The 20,779-nt window shown below is 66.5% G+C and carries 15 protein-coding genes and 3 pseudogenes; 12 read left to right on the forward strand and 6 right to left on the reverse strand.

Annotated features, from left to right (window positions below; genetic code table 11):
* Window positions 1-21: 21 nt before the first annotated feature.
* The 4 genes and pseudogenes from EOT10_RS27875 (at window position 22) to cutA (ending at window position 3,347) form a co-directional block, all read left to right on the forward strand.
* Window positions 22-795 (forward strand): class I SAM-dependent methyltransferase, encoded by a 774-nt coding sequence (locus EOT10_RS27875; RefSeq protein ID WP_127831094.1) that lies wholly within the window; start codon window positions 22-24, stop codon window positions 793-795.
* A gap of 488 nt (window positions 796-1,283) precedes the next feature.
* Window positions 1,284-2,570, forward strand: a complete 1,287-nt coding sequence (locus EOT10_RS27880) for an IS256 family transposase (RefSeq protein WP_127831095.1) — start codon at window positions 1,284-1,286, stop codon at window positions 2,568-2,570.
* 39 nt (window positions 2,571-2,609) lie between these two features.
* Window positions 2,610-2,855: pseudogene (locus EOT10_RS27885) on the forward strand (transposase); the annotation flags it as partial.
* Window positions 2,856-3,020: 165 nt separating this feature from the next.
* Window positions 3,021-3,347, forward strand: coding sequence for a divalent-cation tolerance protein CutA (gene cutA, locus EOT10_RS27890; RefSeq protein WP_127831096.1), 327 nt, complete (start codon window positions 3,021-3,023; stop codon window positions 3,345-3,347).
* A gap of 51 nt (window positions 3,348-3,398) precedes the next feature.
* Here cutA and EOT10_RS27895 read toward each other — a convergent pair whose 3' ends face one another.
* Entirely contained in the window at window positions 3,399-4,646 is a 1,248-nt protein-coding gene (locus EOT10_RS27895) for a helix-turn-helix domain-containing protein (RefSeq protein WP_127831097.1), read from the reverse strand.
* 247 nt (window positions 4,647-4,893) lie between these two features.
* On the opposite strand from EOT10_RS27895, the gene EOT10_RS27900 reads away from it, so the two are divergent.
* The 3 genes and pseudogenes from EOT10_RS27900 to EOT10_RS43200 all read left to right on the forward strand — a co-directional run.
* Window positions 4,894-5,295, forward strand: a complete 402-nt coding sequence (locus EOT10_RS27900) for an ATP-binding protein (protein WP_223281251.1) — start codon at window positions 4,894-4,896, stop codon at window positions 5,293-5,295.
* Window positions 5,253-5,861 carry a hypothetical protein gene (locus EOT10_RS27905; RefSeq protein WP_127831098.1) on the forward strand — a complete coding sequence of 203 codons (609 nt, stop codon included), beginning with the start codon at window positions 5,253-5,255 and terminating at the stop codon, window positions 5,859-5,861. The genes EOT10_RS27900 and EOT10_RS27905 overlap by 43 nt, the downstream gene beginning before the upstream one ends.
* Window positions 5,862-6,297: 436 nt before the next feature.
* Window positions 6,298-6,631: pseudogene (locus EOT10_RS43200) on the forward strand (hypothetical protein); the annotation flags it as partial.
* 8 nt (window positions 6,632-6,639) lie between these two features.
* On the opposite strand, the gene EOT10_RS27920 reads toward EOT10_RS43200, so the two are convergent.
* Window positions 6,640-6,948: a DUF6112 family protein gene (locus EOT10_RS27920; protein WP_127831099.1), complete on the reverse strand. Its 309-nt coding sequence runs from the start codon at window positions 6,946-6,948 to the stop codon at window positions 6,640-6,642.
* A gap of 90 nt (window positions 6,949-7,038) precedes the next feature.
* On the reverse strand, window positions 7,039-8,184 hold the full coding sequence (locus EOT10_RS27925; RefSeq protein WP_127831100.1) for a C40 family peptidase: 1,146 nt from the start codon (window positions 8,182-8,184) through the stop codon (window positions 7,039-7,041).
* 580 nt (window positions 8,185-8,764) lie between these two features.
* Between EOT10_RS27925 and EOT10_RS27930 the strand changes: the two genes are divergently transcribed.
* Entirely contained in the window at window positions 8,765-9,511 is a 747-nt protein-coding gene (locus tag EOT10_RS27930; RefSeq protein WP_127831101.1) for a DNA-methyltransferase, read from the forward strand.
* Window positions 9,512-9,599: 88 nt separating this feature from the next.
* On the opposite strand, the gene EOT10_RS27935 is transcribed toward EOT10_RS27930, so the two are convergent.
* Entirely contained in the window at window positions 9,600-10,514 is a 915-nt protein-coding gene (locus tag EOT10_RS27935; protein ID WP_127831102.1) for an endonuclease NucS domain-containing protein, read from the reverse strand.
* An 826-nt stretch (window positions 10,515-11,340) separates the two neighbouring features.
* Here EOT10_RS27935 and EOT10_RS42165 point away from each other — a divergent pair.
* The 4 genes from EOT10_RS42165 to EOT10_RS27955 all read left to right on the forward strand — a co-directional run bounded on the left by EOT10_RS42165 (window position 11,341) and on the right by EOT10_RS27955 (window position 18,956).
* Complete coding sequence (locus EOT10_RS42165; RefSeq protein ID WP_262985448.1) at window positions 11,341-11,487, forward strand: hypothetical protein; 147 nt, start codon at window positions 11,341-11,343, stop codon at window positions 11,485-11,487.
* A gap of 298 nt (window positions 11,488-11,785) precedes the next feature.
* Window positions 11,786-12,949: a restriction endonuclease-related protein gene (locus EOT10_RS27945; RefSeq protein ID WP_127831103.1), complete on the forward strand. Its 1,164-nt coding sequence runs from the start codon at window positions 11,786-11,788 to the stop codon at window positions 12,947-12,949.
* Window positions 12,946-16,296: a DEAD/DEAH box helicase family protein gene (locus EOT10_RS27950; protein WP_127831104.1), complete on the forward strand. Its 3,351-nt coding sequence runs from the start codon at window positions 12,946-12,948 to the stop codon at window positions 16,294-16,296. Before EOT10_RS27945 ends, EOT10_RS27950 begins: the two co-directional genes overlap by 4 nt.
* Window positions 16,290-18,956: an RNaseH domain-containing protein gene (locus tag EOT10_RS27955; protein ID WP_127831105.1), complete on the forward strand. Its 2,667-nt coding sequence runs from the start codon at window positions 16,290-16,292 to the stop codon at window positions 18,954-18,956. The genes EOT10_RS27950 and EOT10_RS27955 overlap by 7 nt, the downstream gene beginning before the upstream one ends.
* A 218-nt stretch (window positions 18,957-19,174) precedes the next feature.
* Here the strand turns inward: EOT10_RS27955 and EOT10_RS27960 are convergent, their stop codons facing one another.
* Window positions 19,175-20,545 (reverse strand): L-serine ammonia-lyase, encoded by a 1,371-nt coding sequence (locus EOT10_RS27960; RefSeq protein WP_127831106.1) that lies wholly within the window; start codon window positions 20,543-20,545, stop codon window positions 19,175-19,177.
* Window positions 20,546-20,630: 85 nt separating this feature from the next.
* Window positions 20,631-20,779 (reverse strand): annotated as a pseudogene (locus EOT10_RS27965) (serine hydroxymethyltransferase); the annotation flags it as partial.

Genomic DNA, 20,779 nt, shown 5'->3' on the forward strand with positions numbered 1-20,779 from the left:
GAGGGAGAGTGAACGTACTTCATGACATCATTGTCTCAATCTGCATTTGCCAACTCTTTCAATTCCCTCGCTTCCGTCTATTCGGCGGTTCGTCCACACTACCCAGTGGAACTCTTCGAACGGATAGAGGGCATCGCTAAGATGTCCATGCGTGGTGCGACGATTCTAGATGTTGGCGCGGGAACCGGAATCGCCACGCGCCTGATGAAAGATCGGGGTGCAACTGTAATCGCGCTGGAGCCTGGCGATGGAATGGCGTTGCAGCTTCAAGCCAATCACCCGGCGGTGCCTATCCTTCGGGGAGACGGAAATTATCTCCCAATCGGGTCGAACGTCATGGATTTTGTCACATATGCGCAGGCGTGGCATTGGACGGATTCGAACAAGTCGGTTCCCGAAGCAGAGCGTGTTTTGCGAAGAGGGGGAGCCCTTTCGGCATGGTGGAATGTTCCAGATTCAACCGTGCCATGGGTGGCTGAACAAGAGGAAAGGCTAAGGGCTCGCCTTCCTAGTTACCATTCCTTCAATGTGACACGAACTGCAGCAGAGGTGATCCGTAGCGCCTCTCCTGCGTTTTCGACCACTGCCGTCGAGCTACACTGGTGCCGGCGGGTGCCGATTGACTTGCACTTGAAGAATCTGTCCACCCTGTCTTACTTCGCTGTTCTATCTCGTCAAGAAAGCGAGGAAATTCTCGCCGCTGAACGTAAAGAGATCATTAGCGTGTTCCCTGACCTCATCGTCGAGGAGTCCTATCGCATAGATGTAACGGTTGCCGTGAAATCGGGTGACTGACCCAGAATTTCTCGGCTCCCAAAGGCACATGCGTCTGTGCAGGAGCAGCCTGATGAGCCAAAAGGGCCGCCGACATCATGCACCGCGAGGCTCCACACGCGCAGCCCGGCGGTGGCTCTTCAACTGTCGCGTCCTGCCCGCCGAGGACGAACCGCTTGCCAGCCCCACGTGAGGTCCTCGACGGGCACGGTATAGACGAACCCACCCCAGTGGGCTCCGCGGTTGGACCGTGTCGACAGGCGCGGCCTGCAGCTGCCGGGCCCGACCCGGACAGCATCACTGTCACCCAGTTCCGCAAGACCGTGCCCGGCGGCTTCCCCATTGCCCGCGTCGCGCAGGCGCTGAAAGCCACGACAGCCCACGTCATCTACCTGCTGTCACGGCACCTGACCGACTGGAGCCCGCGCCGCCTCCGGCACTTTCAGCACACGGCCGCGGCCGGGTCTGTACGGTGAGCGGTGTAACTCCCGAGCTGGAAGCGCCAGTTGATGACTGACGTGACGAGTGACATCGAGGCCGGGGAGGCCGTTGTGAGTGCGGCGAGTCCCGTGGATGACGGGCTGGTCGCCGAGCTGGTGGCCCGGGCCCGGGCTGGTGGGGTGAAACTCACCGGGGAGGGCGGCCTGCTGCAGCAGCTGACCAAGCGGGTGCTGGAGTCCGCGCTGGAGGGCGAGCTCACTGATCACCTGGGGCACGAGCCCGGCGGGCGGGCCGAGGGTGGTCGGGAGAACTACCGCAACGGGCACCGGTCCAAGACGGTGATCACCGAGTCGGGACCGGTCGAGATCGCGGTGCCGCGGGACCGAGCCGGGTCGTTCGAGCCGCAGTTGGTGAAGAAGCGCCAGCGGCGTCTGGGCGGGGTGGACGAGATGGTCCTGTCGCTGTCGGCGAAAGGGCTGACGCATGGGGAGATCTCCGCGCATCTCGCCGAGGTGTACGGCGCGGAGATCTCCAAGTCCACGATCTCCACGATCACTGACAGCGTGATGGCCGGCATGACTGAATGGCAGAACCGTCCGCTGGACAGCGTCTACCCGGTCGTCTTCATCGACTGCGTGAACGTGAAGGTCCGGGACGGGCACGTCGCCAACCGGCCGGTGTACATGGCGGTGGCGGTCACCGCCGAGGGGCACCGGGACATCCTGGGCCTGTGGATCGGCGACGGTGGTGAAGGCGCGAAGTACTGGCTTCAGGTCCTGACCGAGATCAAGAACCGCGGCGCGGCCGATGTCCTGATGCTGGTCTGTGACGGCCTGACCGGGCTCCCGGACGCCGTGAATACGGTTTGGCCTGCGACGATCGTCCAGACCTGTGTTGTTCATCTGCTGAGGAACAGCTTTCGTTACGCGGCCCGGCAGGACTGGGAGAAGATCGCGAAGACGCTCAGGCCCGTCTATACCGCGCCGACCGAAGAGGCCGCGCTGGAGCGGTTCGTGGAGTTCACCGAGGCCTGGGGCGGGAAGTATCCGGCGATCGTCCGGCTCTGGGAGGCGGCCTGGGCGGAGTTCGTGCCCTTCCTCCAGTTCGACGTGGAGATCCGCAAGATCGTCTGCACTACCAACGCGATCGAGAGCATCAACGCGCGGATCCGCAAGGCCGTCCGGGCCCGGGGGCACTTCCCCACTGACCAGGCCGCCCTCAAATGCGTCTACCTGGCCGTCATGAGCCTGGACCCGACCGGCACCGGACGCAAACGCTGGACCATGCGATGGAAGGCCGCACTCCAAGCCTTCGACATCACCTTCGACGGCCGGCTCACTGCCGGACGCCGCTGAACAAAACCGACGAGTTCCACCGTTCGCTACACAGACCCACCGGCCGAGGGTAACGACACGAAACTCACCGAGTGGATCACGGCTGCCCGTGCCGTCGGCCTGCCTCACCTGCGCAGCTTCACCAACGGCCTGGAAATCGACCGGCGTGCCGTGGACGCCGGCGTCACCTTGCCCTACCACAACGGCCGCACCGAAGGCGTCAACACTCGCACCAAGCGGATCATGAGGCAGATGCACGGCCGCGCCGGGTTCGACCTCCTCCGCCACCGCATCCTCCTGCCCTAACAGGTACCCAGCGTCACCACCGACTACGGGACAGAGCCGAACGTTTTACAGTCCCGTGCTTCAGAAGTAATCAGTGCGTTTGCTGGTCTCCCGCCGGCTACCACCCGCTGGCCTGCGTCGAACACATGGATAGGGTCGCGGTACCCGAGCTGGAGAGGTAGCCGCATGGACCACGAGATCGTGATCGCGCAGACGACAAGTGACGACGAGGAGCTGGCGAAGTCCCTCGCCAGAGGCGCTGTTGAGAGCAAGCTGGCGGCGGGTGTCCACATCGATGCGCCCATCGCGGCCTTCTACTGGTGGCAGGGGAAGGTCGAAACGGCTCAGGAGTGGCGGATCTCTTACATGACGTCGTCGGATCGCCTCCCCGCACTGGAGGCGTGGCTGCACGAGAGGCACCCGTACGACGTCCCTCAGTGGGTCACGCTGCCCGTGACGGGAGGCTCGGAGGCTTACCTGTCCTGGGTCGTCGACGAGACGTGCCCACGGTAAGGGCCCGCCATTCAACGACTTGCTCTTGACGAGCCTGAGCGCTGGGAGGAGTCACAACGTCGCGAACGTCAGCAGGTGGCTGGCCAGATCGTGCTCGGCGTCGGGAAGCCCGGCAGCGATGGCCTGCGCCCGCTGACGGCCCATGGTGTTGGGCTTCGACTCCGCCGCTGCTGCGAACTGGTGCGCGACGTAGGCCCCGCGGTCTACGTCGCCGCCGCGCAGAAGGGCGGACGCCAGGTCCCCGAGGACGACAACTCCGGACTCGGGTAGTTCACCGCCGAGGCGCTCGACTGCGGAGTCGGCTGTGGTCGTCAGCTCCTGGCGCTTGAGTTCGCCGTAGACCGAGAGGGTTAAGGAGTCCATCCGGTACGGCGTCACGAAGCGGACCCACGCCTGCTCGCTCGTGTGGTCGGCGAAGTCATAGGCGAACTTAGCCTGGTCCAGTGCGCGGAGGGCGCCAGCGTCATCGCCTGACTGAGCGGCCTCCTCCGCGTACCGGCCCAGGGCCCACGCTGCGGCGGTTGCGTTGCCACGTCCGCGTACGTCCTGAGCTGCCTGCGACAGCATCTCCAGCGCCTTCGCAGGGCTGGGGGCGCCGTAGCTTGCGTAACCCAGAGCCAGGGCGCGCAGAGGGGGATGCCCCGCCTTCTTCGCGCACTCCGAGGTCACTCCGTAATAGGAGGCAGCCTTGTCGTGCTCACCAAGATCCCAGGCGATCCACCCGGCAAGAGCTGCGGTCTCTCCCGCCGCGATGGTCAGCGCTCGCTCATGGGTGCCGGCGCGGGGTAGGGCTGCGGTGATCGCGTCCAGGTGCGCCTCGACCCGCGACTGCAGGCTGAGCGCGCTCTCGTTCAGCTCGTCTACGTGTAACCGGGCAGCGTGATCAATGAGTACGCCCGCTGACTCAGCGTCGATCTTGGAACCCTTGCTGAGTGCATAGGCGAGCCGGCCCCACGGCTCGGCAGCCGCAGCCGCACCGATGACTGCGCCTCCCAGCAGCGTTCGGCGTTTCACGTCGTCCAGGTCCTCCGCTTCGGCCTTGTTCTTCTCTCGCCGTCTGGCGCGGGCGGCTTTCGCCTCGCGCAGCAGTGGCTCCAGCGGGACGCCGCAGGCCAAAGCGATGTTCCCCAGGGTGTGGTCCGTCGGAACGTTGGCACCTTTTTCGTACCGATTGACCTCTCGGCGGGTCATCGTTGCCCGCCCGGAGGCGGCGTTGATCGCAGCGGCCTGCTCGTCCTGCGTCCGATTCGCGTTACGCCGCAGGTGACGGAGCAGCTCGGCAAATGGATCCACTGCCATGAGTCTGACCCCTATCCGTGGGAGAAAGCCAATACTCCCCTCAACTCCCCCCTGTTTTCCCCCCTTGACAAAGATTTCCCCCCTCCGGTTTCCCCTGTTCCGGATCGCGCAGCCACGGTGCGATGTGCGCATGACCACGCACCGGACAGCAACGCCACCCCGACCTGGGGGCGACGACGGTGGCGCCCACGACGTCGGCGCCGCGACCGCTCGGTGTCCGTTGACCTCTCACGTCTTCGAGATGGCCATGGAGCCGAAGGATGTGCACGTCGCTAAAGCACGACGAACCACGGCCACCGTGCTGAAGCAGTGGTCGTTGCCGGAGGCGCCGGCAGAGGACGCTCGGCTCGTCGTCTCGGAGTTGGTATTCAACGCGATCATCCACGGTTCCGGGGATGTCCGACTGCGACTGCGACACGACGACCACGAGCTTCGAATCCGAGTCACCGACGACGGCACCGCACCGGCCAGGCGACGACGTGCAAGTGCCGCTGGCCTCGGTGGTCGAGGGCTGCACCTCGTCGCCTGTCTGTCGCTTCGGTGGGGCGTCGCGGACGGCGGCCGAACTACCTACGCGGTCATCCCCACACTCACGGAGGCACCCCCATGTCGCCGCACGATGCAGTCAAGCACGGACCCGACGTGTTGAGCCTCGTTGCCTTCGACCGGGGGCGTGAGAAGCACGCGGGCGGTGGGTCGCCGATTGCTGGCAATGACCACCCGAGATGGCCCCGCACCTCTCCCAGGGTGAAGCGCCAGTCCCGAGCTGGCCAACTCCGAGGCGTCCGACAGCACTTCTACCGACAGGTCGTTGACACGCAGGACGATCAGCCGCTGCGCGTGCTGGCGTACAGCTTGGTACCGAGTCCGAGGGCCCGACCTGACGAGGACTGGGGGACGCTGCAGGCTGAGGCCGACCAGCTCGGTTACGCGATCGCCGCTCGGCTCCACGATGTGGCCGTCCCGGTGAGCACGACGTACTTCCCGGCGTCCAGTGCGAGCCAGGGCGTTTACACGCCGCCGTGGGATCGACCTGGTTGGGGGGAAGCCGAGCGGCAGCTCCGAGAGGGCTTGGCCGACGGCGTGATCGTCCTCGACCGGCACCACATCAGCTCCGATGACGACGAGTACCACGCTGTGATCAAACATCTGGGCGAGCACTGCCGGGCGTTTCTCCACCTCGTGATCTCCGAGGAGCCCGTCGCGCCGACTTGAAGGCGTCCACTGCGCTGGATGGACAGGAAGGGCTGGGGCTGGCGGCAGATCAGCGCCCAGATCGCCCTGGTCGCCACCGTGAGCGTCGCGCTCGCCTTCACCTTCAAATACACCTGACCGAGGGCTGACCATGACTTTCGAGGGACACACCGATCGTGCGTCGCGCCGACTGCCGCACCGCGAGCAGGGCGAAGCGCTCCTCGCCATCCGGGAGGCCGCCCCGTCGGTGCCCAGCGAAGAGGGCATCGACCTCTTCGCCGTGCCCGCCGGTGAGGTTCAGGGCGTGGCTTCAACCTCTCGCGCTTTCACCGGCTCTCGCGCCTGCCGGCCGAGCCGAACGGATCGGTCTCGCCTTCGGCTGACGGCCCGCCGGACCCGGCCTGACTCTCCGCGAGCGAGCACGACGGCGACCACCGCTGCCCCGGATACCGTCGCCGCGGGGCTGGCCCCGGTGCCACGCGACTCCGGCCGCCGGACCGTCCAGCGTTGGTGTACCCGGACAGGTCGCCGACGATCGCCACGAACTCCGCGCTGGTCATCGCTGACACCGCCCGGCTGCGCGGCTGCGGCACATCTTCTACTTGTCCGCGCAGACGGCGATGATGAGGCCCGGCCAGTCGCGCGAGTACTACCTCAGGAAGCGAGCCGAGGGCCAGACGCATGTCCAGGCCGTGCTCGCACTGGCGCGACGCCGAGTCGGGGTGTTGTGGGTGATGTTGCGTGATGGACGGCCGTATGTCGGCGGTCCGCCTGTGGCGCAGGGGGCTTGACTTCATCATTAAGACACCTGCGTCCCGAGCGTCGAGAAGAACGCCACCACACCGTTGGCCGCACCAAGCAGAAGTGCCGCGCCCGCGCTTACCAGCACGCCCTTCTTCCCGTTCGCCTCGGCCTGGTGACCACCCGAGTGGTGACCCCAGGCCCACACGCCCGCACTGACGGCGAGAGCGCCGACCACGGCGATGAGCCCGAAGAGGTTGATCGAGCCCATTACCTGCTTGAGGACGTTGAGGCCAGGGAGCCCGCCCTCGTTCGGCTTGATTCCGGGGTCGTAGGCGAGCTGTATGACCTGGTCAGCGAGATACATGGGAACTCCAGTTCGAATGAACGCACGCCAAAGCCCGGCGGGGCGAACCAGCGGTGCGAGGGGGAGGTGAGGAGGGGGGAGGAGCGCCGGTCAGACGACTCGGCGGGCCGCGAGAATCCGCGATTTCCAGGACGCGACGGTGGTGATCCGTACGACGTCACCGGTGTGCGGGGCGTGGACGATCAGGCCCTGTCCGATCGCCATCCCGACGTGTTCCGGTACGGCGGCCGTCCCCTCGGTGAAGAGGAGGTCGCCCGGCTTGAGGGCATCGACCGAAACGGCCTTGCCGTCCTTGACCTGCGTGTACGTGGTCCGCGTCAGGGTGACCCCGGCGGCTTTGTACGCGCCCTGCATCAGGGAGGAGCAGTCGCAGCGTCCCATCGGGTTCTTGCCGTGGGAGTCGGTGCAAGTGCCGCCCCACTGATACGGGGTGCCGAGCTGGCCGAGCGCCCACCGGATCGCCGTCTGCACCTTCGGCGGCGCGGAGGCGGGGATCTTGTACTCGTCCGGCAGGGCGCCCGCCGGGATGGTGCCGAAGTCCGTCCCGTCGCCGTCCGCCGAACAACCGCCCGCGGAATCGGGAGAGGGGCTGCCGGTGTCGGCAGAACCGGACGGCGACGGGCTCGGCGATGCACCGCCGGCCTTCTGCAGCAGGGGTTCGATGGCCTTCTGCAGGGCGGTGGCCAGTGGCTCCCACTTGGCGTACGCCTCGGGGAAGCCCGACTTCTGCACCGCCTGGGCGGCCTGGGTGACAGATAGGGACTGCCAGCCGGAGACCTTCTTGAGCCCCTCGTAGAACTTCGTCGAGGCGTGCACCGGGTCAAGGATCTGGCTGGCCGTGCCCCAGCCCATCGACGGCCGCTGCTGGAAGAGACCCAGCGAATCGCGGTCGCCGTAGGTCAGGTTCCGCAGGCCGCTCTCCTGCAGCGCGGTCGCCAGGGCGACGACCTGCCCTCGGGCGGGGATGTTCATCGCGACGCCCGTGGCCTGGATCGTCTTGGCGTTGGGCACCTGATCGGCAGGCGCGTCCAGGCCCGGCACGGAGACCGAGCCCTTGTCGCCGCCGTCCAGGATGGCCTTCACCTGCTTGGCGACGGCGGAGGCGTCTACCCCCTTTGCACCGTTGGTCGAGCACGAGGCCGAGGCGGTCCCAGCACCGATGCCAAGGATCGGCAGTGCCAGCAGGAGTGGTCCGGCGGCGCACAGACCGACGAGGGCTCCCGTCGTCTTCTTCACGGCCGCCGCCGTTCAGTACGACGGCGGTGCGGACCAGTCGATGGAGGTGGGTCGGGGCGCGGGTGTGTCAGGGCATGCTGCATCGCAGCGGCTCCTCGGTGTTCGTAGGAGGCGCGGTGCCGACTTCTCGTGCAAAGCCGTCGGCACCGCGCCGATGCGCATCCGCCTCTCGGCGGGCCCGGATCAGAGGAGTTGGTAGCTCCCGGACGCCGGTTTCAGGTCACGCGCGGCAGCCAGCCGCGCTCGTAATCTCAGGCGGTGCACAGGGGCCTCCTCACGGCGCTCGCGGGTAGATGGGCAACATGCCTCCGAAGCTGCTCGATTGGACGAGGCGGCACGGATAAGCACAGCTCAACGGGGGTGGAGCAGCGCTCCTTCCCGGTGGCACGGCGAGACAGTAGACCGGGATTCCGGCCGCACCAAACGACTGCCGTCCCGGGGTCCGAAGCGGGGAGCCGCCTCGCTTGGTGCGGCCGGAATTCGCCGTTAACCTCCGCTGCAACCTCGCGCCGGACGCCCGCCGTTGAGCGCTGTCCGGAGCGGGTCCAGACTCCGCCGCGCCCGAAAAGAGGCCCTCCCCATGAGCTACACGCTGCACCGAGGCGATGCCTTGACCGTCCTGAAGTCCCTCCCGGACGAGAGCGTCCAGGCGGTGATCACCGATCCGCCGTACAACTCCGGGGGCCGCACCAGCTCCGATCGAACCGGCCGTACCGCCCGCGCCAAGTACGTCACGAGCAACTCGGCGCACGGCCTCGCCAACTTCCCGGGAGAGAATCGCGACCAGCGCTCCTACCGCTCCTGGCTCACCGAACTCCTCACCGAGGCGTACCGGGCCTCGACCGAGCACACGGTCGCGATGGTCTTCACCGACTGGCGACAGGAGCCGACCACCTCCGACGCACTGCAGATGGCGGGGTGGACCTGGAGCGGGACGATTCCGTGGATCAAGCCGTCCAGCCGGCCCCGCAAGGGCGGACCGAAGCAGGACTCGGAGTTCATCATCTGGGGCGTCAAGGGCTCCCTCGACAACACCCGCGACCTCTACCTGCCGGGCCACTACATCGCCTCCCAGCCCCGCAAGGGCCGGGTTCACATCACCCAAAAGCCGGTCGAGGTCATGCAGCAGCTCGTCCAGGTCTGCCCCGAGGGCGGCACCGTCCTCGACCCGTTCACCGGCAGCGGCTCCACGGGCGTCGCAGCCCTGCGCGAGGGACGCCGCTTCGTGGGCGTTGAGCTGTCCGCCCACTACGCCGACGTCGCCGAGGAGCGGCTGCGCGGCGCGTTCACGAAGGACGACTTCGAACTCGCCGGGCCCGGGAAGTGAGAGTGAGAGCGGGGCTGCAAGAACGAGATATGAGAAGGGCTGTCGCTCCACCTCCGCATTGGAGCAACAGCCCTTTTCCGTAGCCGAGTTATCCGGCCTCGACGCTGCGCCGGATCAGGCCAGCAGCACGGCCGAGATCCTCGCGGGAGGCGATGCGGACCTCGACGACATCGCCCTGCAGGCCGAGGCTGCCGAGTCCCCTCATGTCCCGGGTGAACCCGTCGCACAGGTCTACGGTGTCCGGGGCGAGGCGCAGATTCACCACGAGCAACTTGTTCCTCGGCTGTACACGCACCGTGGCGACGTTCTTGATCCGCCGGTACGAGAAGTAGTGCACCTGCGGCTCCATCTGCACATCACGGTGGAGCAGTAGCTCGTCGAGATCGGCGTGCAGCTCGCGCAGTTCCTTGGGCGACGCGTCGAGGTACTGCTGGACCGACTTTGGCGCCGAGGTACCCGAGCGGGTCGGCGACGAGGTCTTGCCGCGTGCCGTGGTCCGGGTGCCGCCGGTCGCGGTGACGAGCTGCAGGGTGACGGAGTCGTCGAAGACGCGGTACGCCATGAGGTCGATCCGGTGAGGGATCATCTCCACCGCCACCGTCTCGTGGTAGGTGAAGGCGCCGGCGATGCACACGATCCGCGGGGCACTCCAGTCGATCTCCCCGGCGGCCTCCTCGCCGAGCCGGGCAGTGACCAGGTTCTCGAACTCGTGGTGGTGATCCTGCAGCCAACACAGGTACGAGAGCCCCTGGACGACGGCCGCCTCGTCGCGGGTCCGCTTGTACTCCACGATGACCGGCGTGCCGTTCTCGTCCAGCCCGAGCGAATCGATCCGACCCCCGTGGCGCCCGGTGCGGTACTCAGCGGCCAGGAAGCGGATACCGAGCATGGTCTCCATGTTGGCCTCGATCAGCCGCTGCAGCTCGACCTCGACACTGACGGCCTCCCCGGGAACTTCAGTGACATCCCGGCCTCTGACCTTGAAGACCTTCAGGTTGCTCATGAGCCTCCCCCCGCCCACCGTGTTCGTTGCGAACGAACAATCGAGGTTGGGAGCTGTTTATTCCGGTATTCCGGCAGTAGGCGTGTACAGCCTGGTCTGGGTGAGGCGTGATCGTCAGTGCGCTGCCCCGCCCCGCGCCGTCGGCGAGTCATAAGGACTTCAAGCGGGCTGTACCCCAGGTCGGAGATACTGGTGATTCCGTGACTCTCCGGCCCGGGTGCAACGCGAGGTGCTGGGGCGGTCACGTTCCGGCAATGATGACGTTGGTGAAGGAGCCTGTCCAGGTCCGAGGCCAAGGGCATAGCGGATCGTCTGGCCGACGGCGACACCCTGACCGCCGCGCTCAAGGTCGTCGCGGTCGGCCAACGGGCCGAGGTCCGACGGCTGCTGGAGGCAGTGGCGCGAGACGCCAGCACGACGTACCAACAGGTTCTGGTCCTGCGGGCGATCGAGGGGGCGCGGGCGCTCCCGACCACGCTGTCACCGCTCTGGACCATGCCCGGACACCTCGCCCAAAGTGGCCCGCTCACCAGCTCGGTCACCCGCCTCGTGGACGGCGCCCGTCACGCGATCACGTGCTCAACCTTCAGCTTTCAGCGCAGCTCGGCGCTCTGGACGTCGCTGCAGGAGGCCGCACAGCGCGACGATGTCGCCGTAAGCGTCTACATGGACACCCGGGCGGCCGACGGCAGCGGACAACACTGGTCGCCGACAACCGCAGAGGTAGCCGCGCACTTGGCTCCAGCTGAGGTATGGCGGACCAAGGAATTCGACGGCACGTACGTCCGCAACCACGCCAAAATTCCTCGCCATCGACCGTCACCTCTTGCTGGTCACCAGCGCGAACTTCTCTTGGAGCGCCGAGAACAACAACGTCGAGTTCGGCGTACTCATCGACAACCCGAACCTCACCGAAGCCGTCGAGCGTGAGCTGAGGGAAGCAGAGGGGGCTCTGTACGAACGGATCTCCTGACGCCCCGGCCGCCCGTCGTTGGGGAAGACCGTTGACCGCCCTCCGGGGAGCACTGCGAGGCTGTGGGCCCGTGGGCGCGGTGCACGGCGGAGAACGTCGGGTGTCACCTAAGAGGGTGAAACTCTGCTTCCTCGTTCTGACTCGGCTGCGCACAAACACCCTGGTCAGCGCTATGGGGATTTTGTGATCGCGACACGCTGACTCACATGCTTGCCATCACGCCCCGATAGTTCCGGCACCATCACCTCCATCACGCAGAGCTCTCTGTCAAGAACACTCAGTAAAGTGAGATGGAGGAGTGACGGTGCTCGATGCCGTTATGAGCCGGCGCAGGACCATGCTGGTCAGCGCCACGATTCGCCTTGGGTACGCCTGGACGATCCGGCGCGAGGAGTCCCGGGCCTGGCGCGAAGTCATGAGTATGACCGGGGTGGTCAACTCGATCCTCGGCGCCAACCGAGAAGCCCTGAGTCCGGCTGAACTCGTAGACCAGCTGTCGAGGAAGCCACTGCGGCATATCGCTCCCGACGTCTTCAAGGACGATCCGCTGGGGCGGGTCACGATCCTGGAGTGGGGCGAGATCAGCGACGACGTCTACTCCGACGGGTGCTCCGCGATCGTCTCGGTGCTTGAGCGAGGCGATCGCGGTCGTGGCTGGATGCCCACGTGGACGTGGATGCAGCACGAGATCATCGAGAACGAGGCGTTTCTCGGGCTCAAAGCGGGGGCGAGCGATGCGGACTATGTGACGCGCCGGCGGTTCACGACCGAGCACCCGGCCGGCGAGCGGGAGGCCATCGCTGACGCGTGCAGCGATGCCGGGATTCTGCCGCCGGTCCGCTACGTTCCCCTCCCGCCGGATCGCGCCTACGAGGGGCGCTACTGGTGGCCCTGCCCCGTGTGCCAGTGGCCCATGCGCGTCAACGGGGCCTCCGTGCGCTGCAGTTACTGGGCCCACAACGCCGAGTACGCCATCCGGAGCCTGAAGGATGGCCAGCCTCCCAAGCTCCGCCCCCGGGACGACACGGTGCGCAGGCAGCCGGCGGCCAAGACCGTCCACCGGGACGGCGGCCGTCAGACGGTCTGCGTCGAGTTCTCCGTGTGGCGTTTCATCGTCGTACCGGGGATCGAAGAGCTCAAGTTGTACAAGCGGTGGGACGGCAAGCCGCCGCTGATCGTCGAACTCTGGCCCCATCAGGATCTCTACGACGTGAGGTTCGCAATCAAGGAGCTCGACTGGGAGCTGGCGGTCGACCTCAAGGATGTTGCCAGCGCCTCCGGTCTGGCCGACGAGATCGCCAAGAAGCCGCTCGCCGCGAAGACCATCGTCCTCCCGGATCATCGCGGCACCGCGCAGCGTGTGGAACTGCAGGACCTGCTGCCCGACTACACCGTTCTCATGGTCGAGGACGTGAACCGGATCGTGAAGAAGAAGCTCGCCGAGGCCAGGAGGGCTCAGTGAAAGACGAACGCGATCGTGATGGCCTCGAGCGGAATCAATCCCGGCTCCTGTCACGGCTCCTGGCCTGCGCTTGTGCCTGCGCACAGGCGTACTTCCCCGAAGGCCGAGGGGGCACCACACTGACGGCCGCGCACTACTTGTTGACGGGGAAGTACGACACCTGGGCGGCCTTCGCGGACCTTCCCCTGGACGATCAGCGCCGTCTCGGCCGTCTGGTCGCCCACAGGGCGAACCCCCTGGCGAATGACACAGCGTTCCGTGATTACGCCAGCACGAACTTCTTCGAGCGTCGGGTCCCGGGCTTCCGCCTGCAGGACGGCGAAGAGCAGGTAGTCGGTCACCACGGTCTTGACCCTCGGACCTGTGCGGACCAACTCTTGGCGGAGATGGACGACATCCGGGCGTCCGCGGTGACCGTGAGCGCGATCGCGAAACCTGGGGAGTACACCCACACACTGCGCGTTCCGATGGCGGGACGTCAGAAGGCCCCTGTACTCGCCTACTACACCTTCGAAGAGCACCAGGCACCGCCGCGCCAGCCCCAGCCTGTGCAGCTGCATACGGCTCCCGAGCTTGCCGAAGCGGTGCTCAAGGTTCCGGACTTCCTGCAGCTGAACACAGAACTCGACGAGGGGAAGGGAAGCGCGTTCCGGACCCAGACGCTCACCCCCTTCTTCAAGAAGATGCGAACCGTGCGGGGGGAGGACATCGATGACGCCGTGAAGTTGCGGGCGGGACCGACCACGGTGCTGAGCGCCCCTACAGGCTCAGGGAAGAGCGTTCTGCTTCGGAGCTACGCGATCTGGGCCGTGCAGGAAGGGCACACCGTGGCCCTGGTCGTCGACACCAACGCGAACGCGCTGAAACTCACCCACGCGATCGAGCAGGATCTTGAAGAATGGGGCGTCAGGGAGCGGCTGGGTGCTGACCCCTCGGCGGTGGTGCTTCCGCTGATGTCGCCAAACAGCTTGATGCGGGAAGTGGACCGAGCCGTCAAAGGCTCGCATGACCCGGACTACATCGACTGGGTCTTCGCCCGGATCGGCTATTCCTGCCAACTACCCGCGTGCGCCTCGGTGGAAGAAGCCGTGGATACGTGGGTGCCGGGTGGAGAGCCCTGCACGAAGTTGACCCCCGTCCGCCCAGAGCGCGGGGAACCGTACCGGAGCATGCCAGCTCCGAAGGTCTGTCCGTTTAGGCAGGGCTGCGGGAAGTTTCGGCTGGCCCGGCAGGCAAGCTCGGCGCGCATCATCGTGACCACGCACGCCAACCTCTACGGGGGGCGCATGCACATCCCGATGGAGGCGGACGACGGGACGGTGGACGAGAAGGTCAGTGTGGAGAAGTTCCTCATGACATGCGCCCAGGTCGTCCTCATCGATGAACTCGACGCCTTCCAGTCAGCCGTGATGGACCGGTCCGGGCGGGGGCTGACCCTGGCGTGGGGCGACCGTGGACATGATCGACCTCTCCTGGAGGTGGACAATCAACTTGTCAGCGCATTCGGCCGACTCCCCGGGGCCCTAGAGGAACGAACCCGGTCGAACGTGTCGGAGTGCCGGCGTCTGGCCGAGACCTACACGATGCATCTGGCCCGGGGTGATCTCGCTCTGAGCGAGCAACTCCCCGACGAGCCACACCAAAAGCCGCGCAAGCAGCGAGGCGGCCGTCGGTGGATCGTCCCTCAGCGCTGGGACGGATGGCTGGGCAGGCACCTCGCTGCCTTCCTCGCCGACGACGTGTCCAAGGTGTCGCCCGAGCCCGATCCGCGGGATGAAGCGGGCGCGGCTGTGCTGATGGAAGCGGTGTACGACAGCAACATCGCGAGTCATCTTCTGCCCGCGCACGTACGTGAGTTCGCGCGGCTGGTGCGTTCGATCACCACCCCCACCGACGCTGCAGGAGTCCTGGAGAACGCTCGCGGCGAGCTGTTCGAGGCACTGGCCTCCTGGATCCCCGCGTCGAAAACCAGGGCAGCGGTGATCGACCGGCTGGTACGCAGGATGTTCCTGGTCCCGCTGAGGGGCATGCTGTACAGCTTCGTTCACGACGCACCGCAGCTCAAACTCGCCGGCGTTCCCGCGGCAGAGGAGATCACCCAGGCTCTGGGCGGATATGAGAAGTGGAGAGCGATTCCGCACGGCCCGCTCGGGCGTCTGGTGTTCGCCTTCACCGAGGACCACAACCCCAAGTTGCCCCACGAGACCAAACTGTGCGCCGCCGCGTTCGGCGGTGACCCCCACCGGTACATCACCTCGCTGGGGCAGATCACCGCGCTCGCTCACTCAGGGCACCCGAGAGCAGTCCTCGGGCTCTCGGCGACCGCCTACATGCCGGGGGCGCATCGGCACCACATCCACATCCGACCCGAGTTCATCGTGCCGGACGAAGGTTCGACAGTGGTCATCGACGCCCGCGCCATCCCGGACCTGGCGGGGGAAATGATCAGGATCTCGGGGCTCTCCGGAAAGAAGAGACGGGAAGCCACGAGGCAGCTCGGGATGAAGCTGTGGAGTGAACTCTCGCGCGAGCTCGAAGACCTCGCCGCACAAGACCTCCCCGGCGTTCAGGACGCGATCTTGCTCGCTACGACCTCCTACCAGAGTTGCCGTGACCTGGCCGAAGGGATGCGCGCCGCAGGTGCGCCCCCCGGGCTGATCGCGGTCGCAGTGAGGCCGGACGCAGATGCCGACACCATGACGGAGCTGGAAGCCGAGGACCGTCCCTGGATCGAGATCGCGGGAGACCAACTGGAGGACTTCGGGGCCCGACCGCACGCACGTATCCTCATCGCTCCACTCAAGCGAGCCGAACGCAGCCTCAACATCCTCACTCCAGGCGAACGCCGATCTCGGATCGGATCCATCTGGCTCGCGGTACGTCCCATGTCGATCGTCGACGACCCCGACGAGCTGCTCGCCCATGTGGGAGCCAGAGCCTTGGACGACCACCGTGTCAGCGACAAGCCATGGCTCGAACTCGCGCGATCCAAGAAGACGTCCGGGCAGTACTTCGACGAACTGCTGAGCAGCGAACGCTATTTCAGTGCGTTGCCCCGCCGGGCCAAGAAGGCCATCGCCGCCGAACTCATCGCCTCCACCATTCAGCTCGTCGGCCGTGCGCGCCGGGGCGGCACACCAGGGCGGATCCGCCTCGTCGATTACGCCTTCCTCGACCCCAAGGGCAACTCCGACCTGCCCAGCCTCATCCGACAACTCCGCGCCGACTGGGCCCGCTCCGGTGAACTCGACACCATGCTCACCACCAACGGCGAGGCCCTGAGGGCCTTCTTCACCTTCGCCGACAACCACAAAGTCACCGCAGACTCATTGGACACAGCATGCTGACCTCCCTGGCCTACCTCCTCGCCCCCGAGCGCCTCGGCACCGTGGTCCTCTACCGACTGAACGAGGACTTCGCTGAGGCGTGGAGCCAGCTGCCCCGCTACCGCGACAACGACACCTCTAAGCCGATCCGTCCCGCGTACGCAGGGCTCGCCACGGCGCTCTCCGCGGTGACCAATCAGCCCATCGTGATCATGCCGGACATCGACACCATGCCGGACGACGACCGCGCACTGCCCACGGTCCTGGCCACCACCAAGCCCATCGCGCCACGGTTGCTGACACGGGCCGTCCGTAGCTGGGAACAGCTCATCCACGGCGGCACCGACGCCAACACTCTTTCCCCGCTTCTGGCGCAGAGCGAGATGGACAAGCCCAAGCTCGGATCCTTTATCCGCGACGCGGCCTCTGGCCAGCCGCGTGCGCCACAGTGGTTCTACCGAGTCGCCGCGTGGAACTTCGCCGCCGCACTCGCGCGCGAACCGCTCCACCTGCCTGCGGGCACCGCGGACGCAGGCCGTCGCCTCGAATGGCTGATGGACACCAGAGGCAGCCTGCTCGCCTGGGATCATGTTCTGAAAGGCAAAACGGAACGGCCGGCGAGGATCGGCTACGCGATGCACAAGCTCGACTTCCGCGTCATCACGCTGCCCGGCGAGCCACGGATCGGTATCCACGTTCTGCCCACCTTCAGCAGGCTGGCCACACACTGGGCCGGCACCCGCACCGCATTCGTCGAACGCGGCAAGAACAACACTGTGCTCCGCCTGCCCGTCGGGCACCGTCGTGCAAGCGAAGGATGGGAGCCGTACGCCCGCAACTTCGCCGCCCAAGTCGTCGCTGCCTGCAACCTGGAAGCCATCCAACTCGGCAACAACGAGACCCTCGCCGAGGTGAAGGAGTCATCGGTGAGGGCCCTGGTGCCCGGACCCACCGAGCATCCGCTGGGCAAAGGCACAGGGACACGCTTCAACCTCTACCTCGCCCACCACGTGAAGAAGGCTGCGGCGAAGCTGAAGGTCGAGCAGCTCGTGTACGAACGAACCGACGTCGAAGTCGTCCGTCACACAAAGGGCCCCGTCGCGCGGGAGGATCTCGACCACGCTCTGAGTGGCACGGGTCAGGACCAGGTGCGGGTCCTCGCCCTGTACGACGACGAGTACACGCGGGAGCGCATGATCACCGCTCTTACTCCATACCTTGAGGAACCGGAGCAGACGGAGGAGTGGGGAGACAACCGCGATCACCGTCTTACGGAGCGGCTGTGCGTACAGCTACGGCGCTTGCCCGCTCTGACCTCGCCGACGCCGGTCGACTGGAATCGCGAACTCTCCTTCCTCGCACCACTTTCGAGCACCATGCTCACTGGCGTGTGGGTCGAGACGATCTGGAATCCGAAGAGGCGAACCCCTCGGAGGGGACAACCAGACGTCTACGACCCGAAGCAGGATCTCCGCAGGCACTTCCATCGGCGGGGAGCCGTCTCCCAGTTCATTGCTCAGCGCCCTCGGCCGAAGCCGCCGAAGCCTGAAGACGAAGACGGGCTGTCCCAGGACTCGGAGTTGAGTGCTGAGCTTCAGGCCATGGCGGGTGACCTTGATCTAGAGCCTCAGGTAGGCGAGGAGGCAAAGAAGCCCAAGCGGAAGCGCCCGCGCCTGGACTACCCGGCCATCAACGGGCTGCGTGATCTGATGTTTCGCCTCGGGGCGGTCGACGGACGCCTCGCCGAGGGCGTCCCACTGGATCGCCCCACGATCCTGGTCGGACTGCATCTACGCCAGCAGCGGGTCAGTGCAAAGTTCGGTTCCGCCGACAAGACACAGATGGTGGAGGTCCTCACGGCCCTGCACACCGATCCGGACCCGGACAAGCCCTGGCGACTGGAGATGTACAGCCGTCGCGACCACGCCTGGCTCCCACTTCCCCAGGGAGAAGTAGCCTTCGGGTCCGGTCCGATCGGCGTGGACCAGCACGCCCGTCACAAAGAAGGCGCCGCCCTCGTCCGCGAGCACATCAAAGCCGCACTGAGGATTCTGCCCGCAAAGACCCCCCTCGTCATCTTCGTGGACACAGAAGCGTGCCGGACCATCTGGCCGGGACTGCAGCACGCCCAACTCGGCGAAGCGACGCTCCCCAGCGAAGGGCTCAACTACAACGGCCGCTCGGTTGCCGTGGTCAGCATCAACACGTCGTACGGCGAGGTCCCCACGCCTGTCGACCGCGCCGACGCCCGAGGGCGACGCGACCCGGCGCGACCGCAAGCCCCGGACGACTGGCTGCACGAACGCACCACATCCACAGGGGTGACCAGCTGGTACTTCGCCCAGAAATCGCGCAGCTACGACGGCTTCGGTCAAACCGCCATCAACGGCAGCACATTCACCCGCTTCACGATCCCGGAGGACCAGAAGGAGGCGCTGCTGCGCAAGGACTGGCACAGCTTTACCGCAACTCAGATCACTGTGCCGCAGCCAGGCATGCACCAGCCGAAGGACCTTGCTGCGCTGGCAGCGGCGCTGTGCCATCAGTCCCTCGCCTGGGATGCGCGCACCCGCCATCCCGTCCCGCTCCACGTCGCCGGTGCCGTGGACCGAAACCACCCCGAGTACCGGGGCTCCAGCTTTGAAACCGAGACCGAGCAGCCCGGCGAGGATGCCTCCTGATCGCTGTGCCCGCACTCGGCACCGCTCCAAGGGCACCTGGTCGGCCAAGAAGGGCAGCCCAGCACCACCGATGAACGAGGCGGAGCAGGGAAATCCCAGGGACTTTTCAGGGACTTTCACGTCTGTCTCAGGGAGGTTTGAGGGACTTTCCGCTGCGTAAGCAGGGAAGGCCCTGACAGCGCTGAAAGATTAATAAGCGCTGGTCAGGGCCTATCTGTCTAGCACTCGATGATGTTCACCGCGAGCCCGCCCCGGGCGGTCTCCTTGTACTTCACGCTCATGTCGGCGCCGGTCTCCTTCATGGTCTTGATGACCTTGTCGAGGGAGACCTTGTGGCTGCCGTCGCCGCGCATCGCCATCCGGGCCGCGGTGACCGCCTTCACGGCGGCCATGCCGTTGCGCTCGATGCAGGGGATCTGCACGAGGCCGCCGACCGGGTCGCAGGTGAGGCCGAGGTTGTGCTCCATGCCGATCTCGGCGGCGTTCTCGACCTGCTCCGGGGTGCCGCCGAGGACCTCGGCGAGCGCGCCCGCCGCCATCGAGCAGGCGGAGCCGACCTCGCCCTGGCAGCCGACCTCGGCGCCGGAGATGGAGGCGTTCTCCTTGAAGAGCATGCCGATCGCGCCCGCGGCGAGCAGGAAGCGGACGACGCCGTCCTCGTCAGCTCCGGGCACGAAGTTGATGTAGTAGTGCAGGACGGCGGGGATGATGCCCGCCGCGCCGTTGGTGGGGGCCGTCACGACGCGGCCGCCCGCGGCGTTCTCCTCGTTGACCGCCATCGCGTAGAGCGTGATCCACTCCATGGCGTGGGCCAGCGGGTCGCCCTCGGCGCGCAGCTGGCGGGCGGAGTTCGCGGCGCGGCGGCGGACCTTGAGGCCGCCGGGCAGGATGCCCTCGCGGGACATGCCGCGCGAGACGCAGGCCTGCATGACGCGCCAGATGTCGAGGAGCCCGGAGCGGATCTCGTCCTCCGTGCGCCAGGCCTTCTCGTTCTCCAGCATCAGCGCGGAGATCGACAGGCCGGTCTCCCCGGCGAGGCGGAGCAGCTCGTCACCGGTGCGGAAGGGGTACTTCAGGACCGTGTCGTCGGGCACGATCGGGTTCTCGCCGGCCACAGCGTCCTCGTCGACGACGAATCCGCCGCCGACCGAGTAGTACGTCTTCTCCAGGAGCAGGGCGCCCTCGCGGTCGTACGCGAAGATCGTCATGCCGTTGGCGTGGTACGGCAGGGCCTTGCGGCGGTGCAGGACCAGGTCGTCGTCGAAGGCGAAGGGGATCTCGTGGACGCCGAGCAGGTTGATCCGCCCGGATTCCTTGATCGCCTCGACGCGGTCGTCGGCCTTCCCCACGTCGACGGTGCGCGGGGACTCGCCCTCCAGGCCGAGCAGGACGGCCTTGGGGGTGCCGTGGCCGTGTCCCGTGGCGCCCAGGGAGCCGTAGAGCTCGGCGCGTATCGAGGCGGTGTGGGCGAGCAGGCCCTCGTTCTTCAGGCGGCGCGCGAACATGCGGGCCGCCCGCATCGGGCCCACCGTGTGGGAGCTGGACGGGCCGATGCCGATCGAGAACAGGTCGAAGACCGAGATGGCCACGGGATGACTCCTCATAACGGGGTGGTGCCGGGGGCCGGCACCACGCTCACCCATCCAGTGTGCGTGGTGCCGGATGAAACGGGACTTACTTGTTCAAGCCCGGGTACAGCGGGTGCTTGTCGGCGAGAGCCTTGACGCGGGTCTTGAGGGCTTCGGCGTCGTAGGACGGCTTGAGTGTCTCGGCGATGATGTCGGCGACCTCGGTGAAGTCCTCGGCCTCAAAGCCGCGGGTGG

Source organism: Streptomyces antnestii, from assembly GCF_004005495.1.
Classification (GTDB): Bacteria; Actinomycetota; Actinomycetes; order Streptomycetales; family Streptomycetaceae; genus Streptomyces; species Streptomyces antnestii.